General features: G+C 72.5%; 10 protein-coding genes. 1 reads left to right on the forward strand and 9 read right to left on the reverse strand.

Features of this window, described 5'->3' with window-relative positions:
- Nucleotides 1-95 precede the first annotated feature (95 nt).
- From AB0G56_RS06670 to AB0G56_RS06685, 4 genes are read right to left on the reverse strand one after another with little or no spacing between them, the layout of a single operon-like run.
- Nucleotides 96-1,019, reverse strand: coding sequence for an LD-carboxypeptidase (locus AB0G56_RS06670; RefSeq protein ID WP_360964682.1), 924 nt, complete (start codon nt 1,017-1,019; stop codon nt 96-98).
- Complete coding sequence (locus AB0G56_RS06675; RefSeq protein ID WP_360964685.1) at nt 1,016-3,061, reverse strand: LpqB family beta-propeller domain-containing protein; 2,046 nt, start codon at nt 3,059-3,061, stop codon at nt 1,016-1,018. Before AB0G56_RS06675 ends, AB0G56_RS06670 begins: the two co-directional genes overlap by 4 nt.
- A gap of 21 nt (nt 3,062-3,082) precedes the next feature.
- A complete protein-coding gene (locus tag AB0G56_RS06680) occupies nt 3,083-4,387 on the reverse strand; it encodes a M20/M25/M40 family metallo-hydrolase (protein ID WP_360964688.1) in 1,305 nt (434 codons plus the stop codon).
- Nucleotides 4,380-5,213, reverse strand: coding sequence for a M55 family metallopeptidase (locus AB0G56_RS06685; RefSeq protein WP_360964691.1), 834 nt, complete (start codon nt 5,211-5,213; stop codon nt 4,380-4,382). Before AB0G56_RS06685 ends, AB0G56_RS06680 begins: the two co-directional genes overlap by 8 nt.
- Nucleotides 5,214-5,358: 145 nt before the next feature.
- Between AB0G56_RS06685 and AB0G56_RS06690 the strand changes: the two genes are divergently transcribed.
- Nucleotides 5,359-6,393 (forward strand): NlpC/P60 family protein, encoded by a 1,035-nt coding sequence (locus AB0G56_RS06690; RefSeq protein WP_360964694.1) that lies wholly within the window; start codon nt 5,359-5,361, stop codon nt 6,391-6,393.
- A gap of 46 nt (nt 6,394-6,439) precedes the next feature.
- Here AB0G56_RS06690 and AB0G56_RS06695 read toward each other — a convergent pair whose 3' ends face one another.
- The 5 genes from AB0G56_RS06695 to AB0G56_RS06715 form a co-directional block, all read right to left on the reverse strand.
- A complete protein-coding gene (locus tag AB0G56_RS06695; protein ID WP_360964697.1) occupies nt 6,440-7,309 on the reverse strand; it encodes a class II glutamine amidotransferase in 870 nt (289 codons plus the stop codon).
- A gap of 14 nt (nt 7,310-7,323) precedes the next feature.
- A complete protein-coding gene (locus AB0G56_RS06700) occupies nt 7,324-8,754 on the reverse strand; it encodes a glutamate decarboxylase (RefSeq protein WP_360964699.1) in 1,431 nt (476 codons plus the stop codon).
- Between the two features lie 66 nt (nt 8,755-8,820).
- Nucleotides 8,821-9,954, reverse strand: a complete 1,134-nt coding sequence (locus AB0G56_RS06705) for a glycosyltransferase (RefSeq protein ID WP_360964702.1) — start codon at nt 9,952-9,954, stop codon at nt 8,821-8,823.
- On the reverse strand, nt 9,951-12,833 hold the full coding sequence (locus tag AB0G56_RS06710; protein WP_360964705.1) for a bifunctional glycosyltransferase family 2 protein/CDP-glycerol:glycerophosphate glycerophosphotransferase: 2,883 nt from the start codon (nt 12,831-12,833) through the stop codon (nt 9,951-9,953). The genes AB0G56_RS06705 and AB0G56_RS06710 overlap by 4 nt, the downstream gene beginning before the upstream one ends.
- 229 nt (nt 12,834-13,062) lie before the next feature.
- A complete protein-coding gene (locus tag AB0G56_RS06715) occupies nt 13,063-13,791 on the reverse strand; it encodes a class I SAM-dependent methyltransferase (RefSeq protein ID WP_360964708.1) in 729 nt (242 codons plus the stop codon).
- Nucleotides 13,792-13,817: the final 26 nt, after the last annotated feature.

Consider the following 13,817-nt stretch of genomic DNA (forward strand, 5'->3'; position numbering starts at 1 on the left):
CCGCAAGTCATGGTGTGACACGTGTCAGGCCCCGTCAATCACCGCGACGGAGGTTTCTTGACGCAGATTCAGTGAACGAGGCCGCGCACCGCCTCTCAGCCCAGGGCAGGCGCCTCCAGCGTCAACGTGCCCGCGTCGGCGTCCAGTTCGGCGGCGACACCGAAGGGGATCGTGGACGCCCCCGCGCAGTGCCCGAAGCCGAAGTCCTCGGCGACCGGCACACCCAGCGGGCCGAGCCGGTCGGCGAGCAGGGCCCGCACCCGGGCCGGCTCGCCGCACTCCTCCCACGAGCCCAGCAGCACCCCGCGCACCCGCTCCAGCCAGCCCGCGCGCAGCAGTTGGGTGAGGTAGCGGTCCAGACGGTACGCCTCCTCGCCCACGTCCTCCAGGCACAGCAGGCCACCGGCCGCCGAGGGCCGCGCGTGCGGGGTGCCGAGGTCGGAGGCGAGCAGGGCGAGGCAGCCGCCGAGCGTGACGCCCCTGGCCCGGCCGGGGACCAGGGCCGTGCCGCCCGAGGTGATCACGCGGACCGTCTCGGGCGCGAACAGGGTCGCCCGGAGGTGCTCCTGGGCGCGGGCGTTCTTGACGAAGTCGGCGCCCGCCGCCATCGGGCCGTGCAGGGTGACCAGGCCCAGCCGGACGGCGAAGGCCTCGTGCAGCGCGGTGATGTCACTGAAGCCGACGAACACCTTCGGTCCCGCCGCGCGCATCGCCTCCCAGTCGAGCAGGTCGGCCATGCGCTGCGCGCCGTAGCCGCCCCGCGCGCACAGCACCGCGTCCACGGACGGGTCGCACCACGCCTGCTGGAGGTCGGCGGCCCGCTCGGCGTCCGTTCCGGCCAGGTAGGCGAACTCGCCGTGACGGTGGAGCACATGGGGTGCGGCGACCGGGTCCAGGTCCCAGCCGCGCAGCACGTCGAGGCCGGCCTGGAGGCGCTCCTCGGGGACGGGTCCGCTGGGGGCGACGACGGCCACCTTGGCGCCGGGGGCGAGCCGGGCGGGGCGCAGCAGTTCCTTCACGTGCCCAGCTCCAGAGTGGGGACGCCGGCCGGTTCGATGCCGAACACCTGGGCGTACAGGGAGAGTTCCGCCTCCAGGGCGCGGACCATGGTGTCGGCGCGCCGGAAGCCGTGTCCCTCGCCCTGGAAGGTGAGGTAGGCGTGCGGCACGTCGCGCCCCTGGAGCCGGTCCAGGAAGCGTTCGCACTGGGCGGGCGGGCAGATGACGTCGTCCAGCCCCTGGAGCAGCAGGAACGGCGCCGTGATCCGGTCGGCGTGCTGGGCGGGCGAGCGCTCGGCGTACCGGCCGGGCACCTCGGCGAGCGGGCCGACCAGGCTCTCCAGGTACTGCGACTCGAAGTCGTGGGTCTCCCCCGAGCCCCACGCCGTCAGGTCGAGGATCGGGTAGAGGATGGTGCCGCAGGCGTAGACGTCGGTGCCGGTCAGGGAGGCCGCGGTGGTCCAGCCGCCCGCGCTGCCGCCGCGGATCGCGAGCCGGTCCCGGTCGGCGGTGCCCTCGTCGGCGAGGGCGAGCGCGACGGCCGCGCAGTCCTCGACGTCGACGACGCCCCACTGTTCGCGCAGCCGGTCGCGGTACTCCCGGCCGTACCCGGTCGAGCCCCCGTAGTTCACCTCGGCGACGCCGATGCCCCGTGAGGTGAAGTAGGCGATCTCCAGGTCCAGGACGAGCGGGGAGCGGCTGGTGGGCCCGCCGTGCGCCCACACGACGTAGGGGGGCAGCTCCCCTTCGGGCGCGGTGCAGCCGGGGTGGTGCGGCGGGTGGATGTGCGCGTGCACGTCGCGGCCGTCCGGGCCGGTGAAGGTGCGCACCCGCGGCTCGGGGTAGTACGCGGGGTCGACCGGGTCGTGGTGGGCGGCGCCGATCACCCGGGCCCGGCCGATGGGGTTCCCCCCGCGCGAGGTTGTTCGAGCGTGGGGGAGGGTGTCCAGTTCGACGACCTCGTGGGAGCCGCGCGGTCCGGCGCCGACGGCGACGACGCGCTCGCCGTGCACCGCGAGGCTGGCGTCGAACTCGCTCCAGGGGCCCGCCGCGTCCACGACCTCGCCGGTCTCCGGGTCGAGGATGCCGAGGGCGGCGGCGCCCCGGCCGTGCACGACGGCGACGAGACCGCTGTCCAGGGGTGCGAACCAGCGCTGCCCGAGCTTCCACAGCGGCCCGGCGAACTCCTCCTCGCGGGGACAGAGCGGGTGCCCGTCGCGGTAGAGGTTCCACCAGCCGCCGCGGTCGCTCGCGTACAGCAGGGAGCCGTCGGCCGCCCACTCGACCTGGGCGACGGACTCCTCGGGGCCGCCGGCCACGGTGCGCGGGGCGGCGAGGCGCCCGTCCCCGTCGACGTCGGCGACCACGAGTTCCGTGCCGTCCCAGGGCATCCTCGGGTGGTCCCAGGCCAGCCACGCGGCCCGCCGCCCGTCGGGTGAGAGGCGGGGGCCGGTCACGAAGCGGTGCCGCTCGCCGGTCAGTTCCCGCACGGCGCCGCGGTCCTTGGCCGCCGAGCCGTCCAGCGGTACCGCGACGGGCACGCGACGCACGTCGGTGGGCGACTCGCCGGTGAACTCCTCCATGACGCACCAGACCTCACCGCGCTCCGCCCGCACCTGCGGCTCCGCCCAGCGCAGTCCGCCGCCGACCGTGGACAGGGGGGTGAGCGGAACCGGTTCGCCGGCGCCGGGCTCGTAGCGGTAGAGCCGCTGGTCGGCGAAGTGCACGAAGACGACCAGGACCGCGCCGTCCACCACGGTCCCGGTCCAGGGCCGTCCGCCGTACTCGATGACCCTGCTGCGCACGTTCCACGGCGGCGGCAGGACGGTCTCCTCGGTACCGCCCGCCCGTCGCCCGCCACCGCCCTTCCCAGGAGGCGCTTCGCGCCCCACCTCCTGATTGCGCCGCCGTACGAGCGCCCGCCTGCCGCCCTCGGCGGGCCGTGGCTCGGTCCACCACACCTCGTCGCCGACGAAGCCCACGAACTCCGGCTTGCCGTCGTGCGCGGCGGCCAGGGCCGCGTCGATCGGCGAGGGCCAGGAACCGTACGGCAGGGTCTCCACTGTTTCCCTCTCCCAACTCGCTCAGGACGTCCGCAGGAAGCGGTCGAGCACGCGGACACCGAAGTGCAGTGCCTCCACGGGGACGCGTTCGTCGACTCCGTGGAACAGGGCGTCGTAGTCGAAGCCCTCGGGCAGCTTCAGCGGCGAGAAGCCGTAGCCCGTGATGCCGAGCCGCGAGAACTGCTTGGCGTCGGTGCCGCCCGCCATGCAGTACGGCACGACGTGACCCTCGGGCGCGAACTCCTGGACGGCGGTGCGCATCGCTCGAAACGTCGGTGAGTCCACGGGTGCCTGGATCGCCACCTCGCGGTGGTGGAACTCCCAGTCCACGTCCGGGCCGGTCAGCAGGTCCAGGGTCGCGCGGAACTCCTCCTCCCCGCCGGGCAGATACCGTCCGTCGACGTGGGCGACGGCCTCCCCGGGGATGACGTTCACCTTGTAACCGGCGTCCAGCATCGTCGGGTTGGCGCTGTTGCGCAGGGTGGCCTCCACCAGGCGGGCGGCCGGGCCCAGCTTGTCGAGCAGCGCGTCCACGGTGTCCGGGTCGGCCTCCAGGCCGTACAGGGCGGCCAGTTCGGTGAGGGCCGCGCGGACCGTCGGGGTGAGCCGCAGGGGCCACTGGTGGGCGCCGATCCGGGCGATCGCGGCGGCGAGCCGGGTCACCGCGTTCTCCGCGTTGACGCGGGAGCCGTGCCCGGCCCGGCCCCGCGCGGTCAGCTTCAGCCAGGCGGTGCCGCGCTCCCCGGCGGCGATCGGGTAGATCTGCCGGCCGGCGCCGTCGTGGAAGGTGTACGCACCGGACTCGCTGATGCCCTCGGTGCAGCCCTCGAAGAGGTGGGCGTGCTCGTCGGCCAGGAACCCGGAGCCGTCCTCGGCGCTGGCCTCCTCGTCGGCGGTGAACGCGACGACGAGGTCCCGCCGCGGCCTGAGCCCCTGCCGGGCCCAGGAGCGGACCACCGCCAGGATCATCGCGTCCATGTTCTTCATGTCGACCGCGCCCCGGCCCCAGACGACGCCGTCGCGGACCTCGCCGGAGAACGGGTGCACGCTCCAGTCCGCGGCCTGCGCCGGCACGACGTCCAGGTGACCGTGGACGAGCAGCGCGGGCGCGGACGGGTCGGTGCCGGGGATCCGGGCGACGACGTTGGTCCGGCCCGGGGTCCGCTCCAGGAGCACCGGTTCCACACCACTCGACGCGAGCTGCTCGGCGGCGTACTCGGCGGCCGGGCGCTCATGGCAGTCGCCGCCGCCCCGGTTGGTCGTGTCGATCCGGATCAGGTCGGAGGTGAACCGGACGACCTCGTCCAGTGCCTGCGCGTCAGCCATACTGCTCCTCGATGGCGGCCGAAGCGATCGTGGTGACCGCCTTGAACGTGCGGATTGCCTCGTACATGGTGGCGCTCGTACAGACCACCTTGCGCTCGCCGACGCGGGCCACGCCGGGCACCACGGTGACGGCCATGGCCAGGTGCTCGGCGTCGAACTCCACCGCCACGGTGAACGGCCCGCCGTCCACGGGCTCGGCGCGGACCGCCAGGGACACGGCCCGCTCGGCAGCCGCCCGGATGTCGGCGGCGGTACGGGCCGGCGTGCGGCACACCGCCGCGTAGCGCGACACGTGGTCCTTCACCGCGACCTTCAGTGCCCCGGGCGCGTACCCCAGCGCGTCCTCGCAGGCCACGTCGTCGCCGGTGACGAGGACCACGGGCACGCCGTACTCGGCGGCCACGTGCGCGTTGAGCAGTCCCTCGCTGGCCCGTACGTCGTTCACCCACACGCCCGTGATGGAGTTGGCGAGGTAGGTGTGGGCGAGGACGCCCTCCATGCCGGCGCCCGCGTGGTAGCCGACGAAGGCGATGCCGTCCACGTCACCGTGCTGTACGCCCTCCACCATGGAGAGCGACTTGTGCCGTCCGGTGAGCATCTGCGCCCGCTCGTCCAGCTCCTCAAGCAGCAGGTTGCGCATGGTCCAGTGCGCCTCGTTGATGAGGACCTCGTCCGCGCCGCCGTCGAAGAACCCGAGCACGGCCGCGTTCACGTCCGACGTGAACATCGACCGGCACCGCTCCCACTGCGGTGTCCCCGGCAGCACGTCGGCGGGCCAGGTCACACCGGTGGCGCCTTCCATGTCGGCGCTGATGAGGATCTTCATGGTGCGCCACGTTACGCGCCGGCGCGGCGCCCCGGAACTGCCGCACGCCGAGTTCCCCGAAGCCATGGCGCCACGGCACCAGGGTCACTAGGTTTAAACTCGAACTCCCGAACGGGAGTTCACCCAGAAGAAGGAGTTCGCTTCCGTGGCGTCCCACCGTCGACCGAAGAAGCCCAGCCGCACCCGCGTCACCGTGCTGACCACGGCGGCCGCCGCCGCTGTGGCGATCAGCGCGCAGGCGGCCAACGCGGCGCCGAGCGAGAAGCCGAGCAAGGACGAGGTCAAGTCCAAGGTCGACAAGCTCTACGAGCAGGCGGAGCAGGCCACCGAGAAGTACAACGGCGCCAAGGAGAAGCAGCAGAAGCTCCAGCGGGAGATCTCCACCATCCAGGACAACGTCGCCCGCGGCCAGCAGGAGTTGAACAAGCTGCGCGACGGCCTCGGCGCGATGGCGGCCGGCCAGTACCGCTCCGGCGGTATCGACCCCGCCCTCCAGCTCTTCCTCTCCTCCCACCCGGACGACTACCTGGACAAGGCCGCCACGCTCGACCAGGTCAGCGGCCAGCAGGCCGACGCGCTGAAGAAGATCCAGGACAAGCAGCGCCGCCTCGCCCAGCAGCGTGCCGAGGCCACCGCGAAGCTCAAGGACCTCGCGGCCACCCGCACCGAACTGGGCAGCAAGAAGAAGGAAGTCCAGGGCAGGCTCGCCGAGGCACGGCAGCTCCTCAACACGCTCACGGCCAAGGAGAAGCAGCAGCTCGCCGCGGCCGAGCAGACCCGCGCCACCCGCGGCACCGAGCGCGTGGACCTGGGCAAGATAACCCCGGGCAGCGGCCACGCGGGCGCCGCGTTCGCCGCCGCACAGAGCAAGATCGGCAGCCCGTACGACTACGCCCACAACGGCCCGACCTCCTTCGACTGCTCGGGCCTGACCTCCTGGGCGTACGCGCAGGCCAACGTCTCCATCCCGCGCACCTCCGAGGCACAGGCCAACATCGGCCAGCGGATCTACTCGCAGAGCCAACTCCAGGTCGGCGATCTGGTCTTCTTCTTCGGCGACCTGCACCACGTCGGCCTCTACGCGGGCAAGGGCATGGTGCTGCACGCCCCGCACAGCGGCGCCTTCGTGCGCTACGAGCCGATGGGCAACATGCCCTACCAGTTCGGCGTCCGCGTCTGACACGCCGTCCGGCCGCCGCCGGCGCCCCGGCGGCGGCGCAGGACGGTCAGGACGCCGTCTGGGACGCCGCGGCGTCGGGGCGCAGATCGGCCAGGGTGAGCCGGTGCGCCGGAGGGTCGGGCAGGACCGTGCGTCCGGTGGTGCGCAAGTCCGGTCCTACATGGAGGAGTTCACCCGGTGCCAGGGGGCGCCAGTCGGGGTTGTCGTCCATGCGTTCGCTGGCGACCACCACGGCGGGCCGGTCGGCCAGGTTCGCCGAGTGGACCCGCACCCGCCCGCCACTGCCGCTGTGGTCGAGGTGGCGGGCGCCGTGCGGGCCGCCCGCCGGACGCTGGAGCACGTACAGCCCGTGGGTGTCGGGGTAGCGCAGCGCCCACAGTTCGTCCGGGGTGATCAGGACGAGGTTCAGGGCGTAGACGGGCAGGTTCGCGGCGATCCAGCGAGCGGCCTCGGCGATGCCCGCGCCGACGTCGCCGCCGTGGTCGCGGATCTCGCGGGTGACGAGGGCGAAGAACCGCTCGGAGTCGGTGTCGCCCCTGACCCGTGACCGGTCCTCGCCCAGGTGCTCGTCGAGCCTGCCGAGGTCCTCGATGACCCCGTTGTGCGCGAACAGCCGGCCCTCCTGCTCGAACGGGTGGGTGTTGCGGGGGTCCAGGCCGCCCGTCGAGGCGTAGCGGATGTGCGCGAGGAAGGTGGCGGACTCGGCCTGCCGGGCGTCCTCGGCGAAGGCCCGGTCCTCGTACGCGGCGATCGGGGCCTTGTCCACGCGCGGGGTGCCGTCCGGGGCGAAGTAGCCGAGGCCCGTGCCGTCGGGGTCCTGGCGGCTCTGCCGGCTGAGGCTGTCGGGGGCGTCGAGGAGCCAGAAGGTGGCGTGGGTGCGCTGCGGGGCACTGCTGAGGCCGAACAGGCGGCACATCGAGACCTCCTGGGTCAGTCGCGGCCCGGGCTGTGCGGGTTCTTGGTCTCGGCGCCGTGGGCGAACCCGCCGGCGTCGTCGGCGCTGCGGTGCGGCTCGTGCTGCTTGTCCAGCCGGGGCAGGACGCGGCGCAGGTCGGCCAGGAGCAGATCGGCGAGGTCGTGGCTGAAGCCGTTGCGCACCACGACCCGCAGCACGGCCAGATCGGTGCGGTTCTTCGGGAAGGTGTACGCGGGCACCAGCCAGCCGTTCTCGCGCAGCGCGGCGGAGACGTCGAAGACGCTGAAGTGTTCGGTGCCCTCGCGCATCCGGAAGGCGAAGACGGGGAGGTCGCTGCCGTCGGTGACCAGCTCGAACGGGCCGAGCCGTGCGATCTCGGCGGCGAGCCGGGTGGCGACGTCGCGGCAGGTCTGCTGGACCCGCCGGTAGCCGTCGAAGCCCAGGCGCAGGAAGTTGTAGTACTGGGCGACGACCTGGGCGCCGGGCCGGGAGAAGTTCAGCGCGAAGGTCGGCATGTCGCCGCCGAGGTAGTTGACGTGGAAGACGAGGTCGTCGGGGAGGGCGTCCTTGTCCCGCCACAGGGCCCAGCCGACGCCGGGCATGACCAGGCCGTACTTGTGGCCCGAGGTGTTGATGGAGGCGACCCGCGGCAGCCGGAAGTCCCACTCCAGGTCAGGATCGAGGAAGGGGGCGATCATCGCACCCGACGCCCCGTCGACGTGGACGGGGACGTCCAGGCCGGTGCGGGCCTGGAGGTCGTCCAGGGCGGCGACGATGTCGGCGACGGGCTCGTAGCTGCCGTCGAAGGTGGAGCCGAGGACCGCGACCACCCCGATGGTGTTCTCGTCGCACAGCTCGACCGCCTGCTCGGGGGTGAGGTGGTAGCGGTCCCCCTCCATCGGCACGTAGCGCGGCTCGACCTCGAAGTAGTCGGCGAACTTCTCCCAGCAGATCTGGACGTTGATGCCCATGACCAGGTTGGGCCGGTCCGCCGGCTTGCCCTCGGCGCGGCGCCGGTGCTGCCAGCGGCGCTTGAGCGCGAGACCGCCCAGCATCGCCGCCTCGCTGGAGCCGATGGTGGAGCAGCCCACCGCGCGGCGGGGGTCCTCGGCGTGCCAGAGCCGGGCGAGCATGTGGACGCACCGGGTCTCGAGTTCCGCGGTCTGCGGATACTCGTCCTTGTCGATCATGTTCTTCTCGGCGCACTCGTCCATCAGCCGCCGGGCCTCCGGCTCGGCCCAGGTGGAGACGAACGTCGCCAGGTTCTGCCGGGCGTTGCCGTCGAGCATCAGCTCGTCGTGGACGATCTGGTAGGCCGTGTCCGGGTCCATCTCCGACTGCGGCATCGCGTACCGCGGGATCTCCAGCGGTTCCCGGCTGAAGACCGGGTTGACCGCCAGGTCACGGCTGCTGCCGTGACCGTCGCGGGAATGCCTCACCGTCATGCGCGCTCCGTCCTCCGCCTGTCGTCGGCGTACCTGTACCCGGGCAACGCCGGATGGATCCTCGCGTCACCGCTCCAGGAAGTCGAACAGCTCTTCCCAGCGGCGGGTGATGGTGTCGGGGTCGAAGCGCTGCACGCTGCGCAGGGCCTGCTCGCCCATCGTGTCCCGCAGCCGCTCGTCGGACATCAACCGTACGAGGTGGCGGGCGAGTTCGGGGGTGTTGCCGGGCCGGGCCAGCAGTCCGTCCTCGTCGTGGGTGACGATCTCGCGGACGCCGGGCGCGCAGTCGAAGGCCACGCACGGCACCCCGCTCGCCATCGCCTCCAGCAGCACGAGCGGGAAGCCCTCGCCGCGGGAGGACTGGACGAAGACGGAGGAGGCGCGCAGCGCCCCGGGCACGTCGTCGGTCTGCCCGGCGAAGTCCACCGAGTCCTCGATGCCCAGCTCCGCGCACTGCCGGCGCAGCTGCGCCTCGGCCTCTCCCCTGCCGTAGATCCGCAGGGTCCAGCCGGGCTGCCGCGGCGCGGCCTCGGCCCAGGCGTCCAGGAGCAGGTCGACGCCCTTCTCGTGGGAGAGCCGGCCGATGCTCGCCACCACCTTCTCGGTGCGCGGGGACGGCGTGCCGGGCTCGATGGGCAGCGGGTTGGGCATGAAGTCGAGGTTGTTCATCCCCTCGCCGACCCAGCGGTCGGCGTCCTCCTGGGTGAGGGCGAGGAGCCGGTCGACGTCCGCGTAGTACTTCTTCACCCGGGCGAATCGGGAGGACTTGCGGGCCGTCTCGAAGGACTCGTGGGTCATGCCGATGAGGGTGTGGCCGGCGGTGTCCGCGAGGGCTACCCACTCCATCGCCCACACCTGGGGGACGATGATCACGGCGCCGGGCGCGGCGGCGCGGAACAGTGCCGTGAGGCGTCCGGCGGCGGCGCGCATGTGGGCGTCGTGGCGGCGCAGGGCGGGGTCGGCGGAGCCGAGCAGGCGGCGCGGCCGCGGGCGGCCGGGCGGGCGGCGGGCGTAGAGCGTCACCGTCCTGAACGGCGGGTTCTCGCCGAGGTCCATCGGGTGCCCCGCCGGTGCGATACCGGCGATGGTGACCCGGTGGCCGCGGCCGGCCAGCAGGGTGGCGAGCTGGGCCTGCCAGCGGCCCACACCGCCGAGTTCGTCGACCTCGTTGGCCACGAAGAAGATGTCGCGCTGGGTCATCGGGCCTCTCCCGCGGGGCCGAAGAAACGGTCCACGATCTGTGCCGCGGCGTCCCCGCGGTCGTACTCGCCGTACTTGTCCACGAACTCCTTCAGCCGGGCCTCGTACGTCGTGTGCACGGCGGTGAGGTCGCCGAGCGCGGCGAAGAGGTCCTCCGGGGTGCGGGGCACGGGGCCGGGCGCCTCGGCGAGCAGGTCGAAGTACGTGCCGCGGGTGTCCTCGGCGTACTCCTCCCAGTCGTGGACGTAGAACACGATGGGGCGCTGGAGCAGCGCGTAGTCGAACATCACCGAGGAGTAGTCGGTGATCAGGGCGTCGGCGAGCAGCATCAGCGGGGTGATGTCCGGTTCCGCGCTGACGTCGACGACGCGTCCGGCCATCGAGGGGGGCAGGGTGAGCCGGTTGAGGTAGTGCGCGCGGACGAGCAGGACGTGGTCGTCGCCGAAGCGGTCGGCGTACTCCTCGACGTCGAAGGGGAACGCGAAGTCCCGCACACGGCCGTCGGGGTGGGCGCGGAACGTCGGCGCGTACAGCAGCACCCGCTTGTCCGGGTCGATGCCCAGGCGCTCGGCCAGCCGCCGCGCCTGCGGGTCGGGCGTGTCGGACTCGCGGGCGCGCACGAGGGCGTCGTTGCGCGGGTAGCCGGTGCGCAGCAGCTTGTGCTCGGGGATGCGGTAGGCGCGGGCGAGGGTGCGCACGTCGTGCTCGCTGCGGACCACGAAGTGGTCGAACCGGTCCAGGGCCTGCTGGTAGGCGAGCTGCTCCTGCTCGGACTGCGTCCGGTGGGTGGGTTCGTCGAAGCCCATCCGCTTGAGCGCCGAGCCGTGCCAGGTCTGGATGTACGTCGTCTCGGGGCGCTTGTTCAGGCGCAGCGGGTAGCCCTGGTTGTCGATCCAGTACTCGGCCTGGGCGAGCGCCTTCAGGTACCGCCACGACCAGCGGCGCACCAGCTCGGCGTCCTCGGGGAAGCCCTTGGGGCGGTCGCCTGCGTAGGACCAGACGGGGGTGATGGGCACGCCGCGGCGGCGCAGCTCCTCGTAGATCGCGCGGGGGCTGTCGCTGTACTGCTTGCCGAGGTGGCTCTCGAAGACGACGCTGCCCTTGCGGACCGGGAGCTTGCTCAGCATGCGGTCGTAGACCTGGAGCTTGCGGGCGCCGGAGTTCAGGTCGCGGCGCACGGCGCGCAGCTTGCGGTAGGCGCCCTTGGCGGCGCGGGCGGGGCGGCCGTGCAGGTTGCGCTGCACGGCGGCGCGGCCGGTGCGGGCGGCCTGGCCGTGCTGGGCGAGCCGGAAGGCGAGGTGGCCCTTGGCGGAGACCTGGGCCTCGATGCGGTCGGCCATCAGCCGGGTCAGCCGCGGCCGGACGGGAAGGGCCTCGGCGTGCTCCAGGTCGACGGTGCCGACGGTGAGGCGGCTGGTGGTCAGCGCGCCGTCCGCGGTGAGGTGCAGCCGGACGTCCCAGACGTCGTCGATGATGCCGAGCGGGCGCAGGCGCCGGGTCAGGGGCACCTCGGCCCGCCAGGCGATCGTGTCGCCCTCGTGGGTGAGCGCGGAGACCGGGAAGCGGAAGGTCTGCAGGCTGCGCCGCCTGGCCCGGAACTCCAGCTCGGCGGTGAGCTTCGCCTCGGGGGCGATGGTGTGCAGCGGGTTGACGATCTCACCGGCGAGCCGTACGTCGCCGCCGTGCGCCGCGTACTCGGTGAGCTGGTTGCGCAGGAACATCTGGTTCAGCCGCTTGGCGTGGTAGCCGAGGGGGGTGACGTCCAGGACGGCGCGCATCTCGGGGTCGTCGAGGTAGCGGTCGGTCCAGTAGATCCGGCCGTCCCGCTCGACCAGCGGCGTGGCGATCTTGTGCCGGTTGATCAGGGTGTCGATGGCCGGCATCAGGTCCGCCCAGTCCTCGCGCAGCAGCAGCTGGGCGCAGATGGCGTGGACGCGGTCCAGTTCGGCGTAGGCCGCCTCGGGGAAGTCCTGCACGTAGCCGCGGGCCAGCTCGGCGAAACCGTGCCGGTAGTCGTCGTCGAGGAAGGGCAGTTCCCGCAGGTAGAGCACGAGGTCGTGCTTGAGGAACTTGATGTCCTTCCACAGCTTCAGCCTCTCCTGTCCCTGGCGGTCCAGAAGGGCGTCGATGCGGCGGTGGATCTCGACCCGGTCGGCGAAGTTGCGGATCTCGCCGCGGCGGTTGCTGATCGACTTGGCCTCGGTCTTCTCCACGACGTTCCAGTGGTAGACCGTGTTGGGGATGAGGGTGATGCGCCGCGCCGCCAGGTAGGCCTGGGCGGAGAAGAGCAGGTCCTCGTAGTGGATGCCGCGGGGGAAGGCGAGGTCGTTGTCGAGCAGGAACTCGCGCCGGTAGCACTTGTTGGTCGACAGGGTGTCGAAGACGAACAGGTCCGGCAGCTCGGCGACGGAGTCGAGGGTGCGGGTGCTGCGGTACAGCCAGGGGTACCAGGCGACGCGCTTGCCGTGCCGGTTGTCGGTGTACACCCGCACGCACAGGCCGGAGACGAGGTCGGCGTCGCTGCGGTCAGCGGCCTCGACCATGTTGCGGCAGGCGTTGCGCTCCAGTGTGTCGTCGCTGTCCAGGAACATCACGTACCGGCCGCGGGCGACCTTGACGCCCTGGTTGCGGGGCTCTCCGCAGCCGCCGCTGTTCTCGGCGAGCCGGATCGCGCGGACCCTGCCGGGGTGGGCCGCGGCGAGCGCCTGCGCCACCCCGTAGGAGCCGTCCGTCGAGCAGTCGTCGGCGATGATGACCTCGACATTGCGCAGAGTTTGCTCGAGTACGGAACCAACGGCCGCCGGAAGTCGCTCTTCGTCGTTGTAGACGATGACGACAACGCTGACGTCCGGCTCGGGCACGACGCTCGACACGGCCACCTCTTGTCTCTGTACGGTGGGGGATGCGGTGGGGTGGACGCAACCCTACAGGCTGTAGTGAGCACCCCCTCTCCGCACCCCTCCTGCAAACTACGTCAATGCGACAATACGCCGCCCTTCTGACACGCTGGGCCGGGGCGGGGCGGGCCCCTGGGACGTGGGGGCCGGTGGGCGGTCGCAGGCACCGCGGCCGTTCGAGCGGCGGCAGCAGCCGCCGGGGGCGGTGGTGTCAGGCCGCGCGGCCTGCCGCGACCAGCCATCTGGACGGCAGTTCCATACGGGTGCCGTCGGGTGCGGACTCCGTGGTGGTGAGCGGGGCCTCACCGCTCACCAGGACGGTGAGGCCGGCCGAGCGGAGGTATCGCGGCACCGCGGCGTCGGCCACCTCGCCGGGGGCTATGCCGTGCCGGAGGACCGGGGCGAGCTTGGGCGGCGGCCCCGCCGGGTCCTGTGCCAGCCGGCCCAGCACCGGCCGGGCGGCCTCGGACAGCTCGACCAGGAAGATGCGGCCGCGCTCGCCGACCAGGACGGCGAGCGCGTCCACGAGCGACTGCCGGTCGTCCGGCTCGCACTGGTGCAGCACGCCGCGCATGTAGACGTTCACGTCACCCAGCTCGGCGTGCAGGGCCTGTGCCTCGGCCTTGTCGGCGGCGTCCAGCACCCGGTACGCGGCCCGCCCGGCTGGGTCCGCGTGCCGGGCGCGCCCCACGGCCGCCGCGGCGATGTCCGCGCCGACGACCCGCGGGAAGCGACCGGCCAGGAACCGGGTCTGCGTACCGTTGCCGCATCCGAGATCCACCAGGGGCAGTCCGCTGTCGGCCAGGTGCGGGGCGAACAGCGGGACGTGCAGACCGGCGGTCACCTCGGGTGCGGCGTCCCAGAACACCGCCCCGGGCCCGTCCGGCGCCTCACGCCAGAAACCTTCCCAGGCCTGCCGGTACCGACTCGTCACGCTCATGCCCAACTCCCCAGTGTGCAGCGGTG

It is taken from the genome of Streptomyces sp. NPDC021356 (assembly GCF_040641015.1).
Taxonomy (GTDB): Bacteria; Actinomycetota; Actinomycetes; order Streptomycetales; family Streptomycetaceae; genus Streptomyces.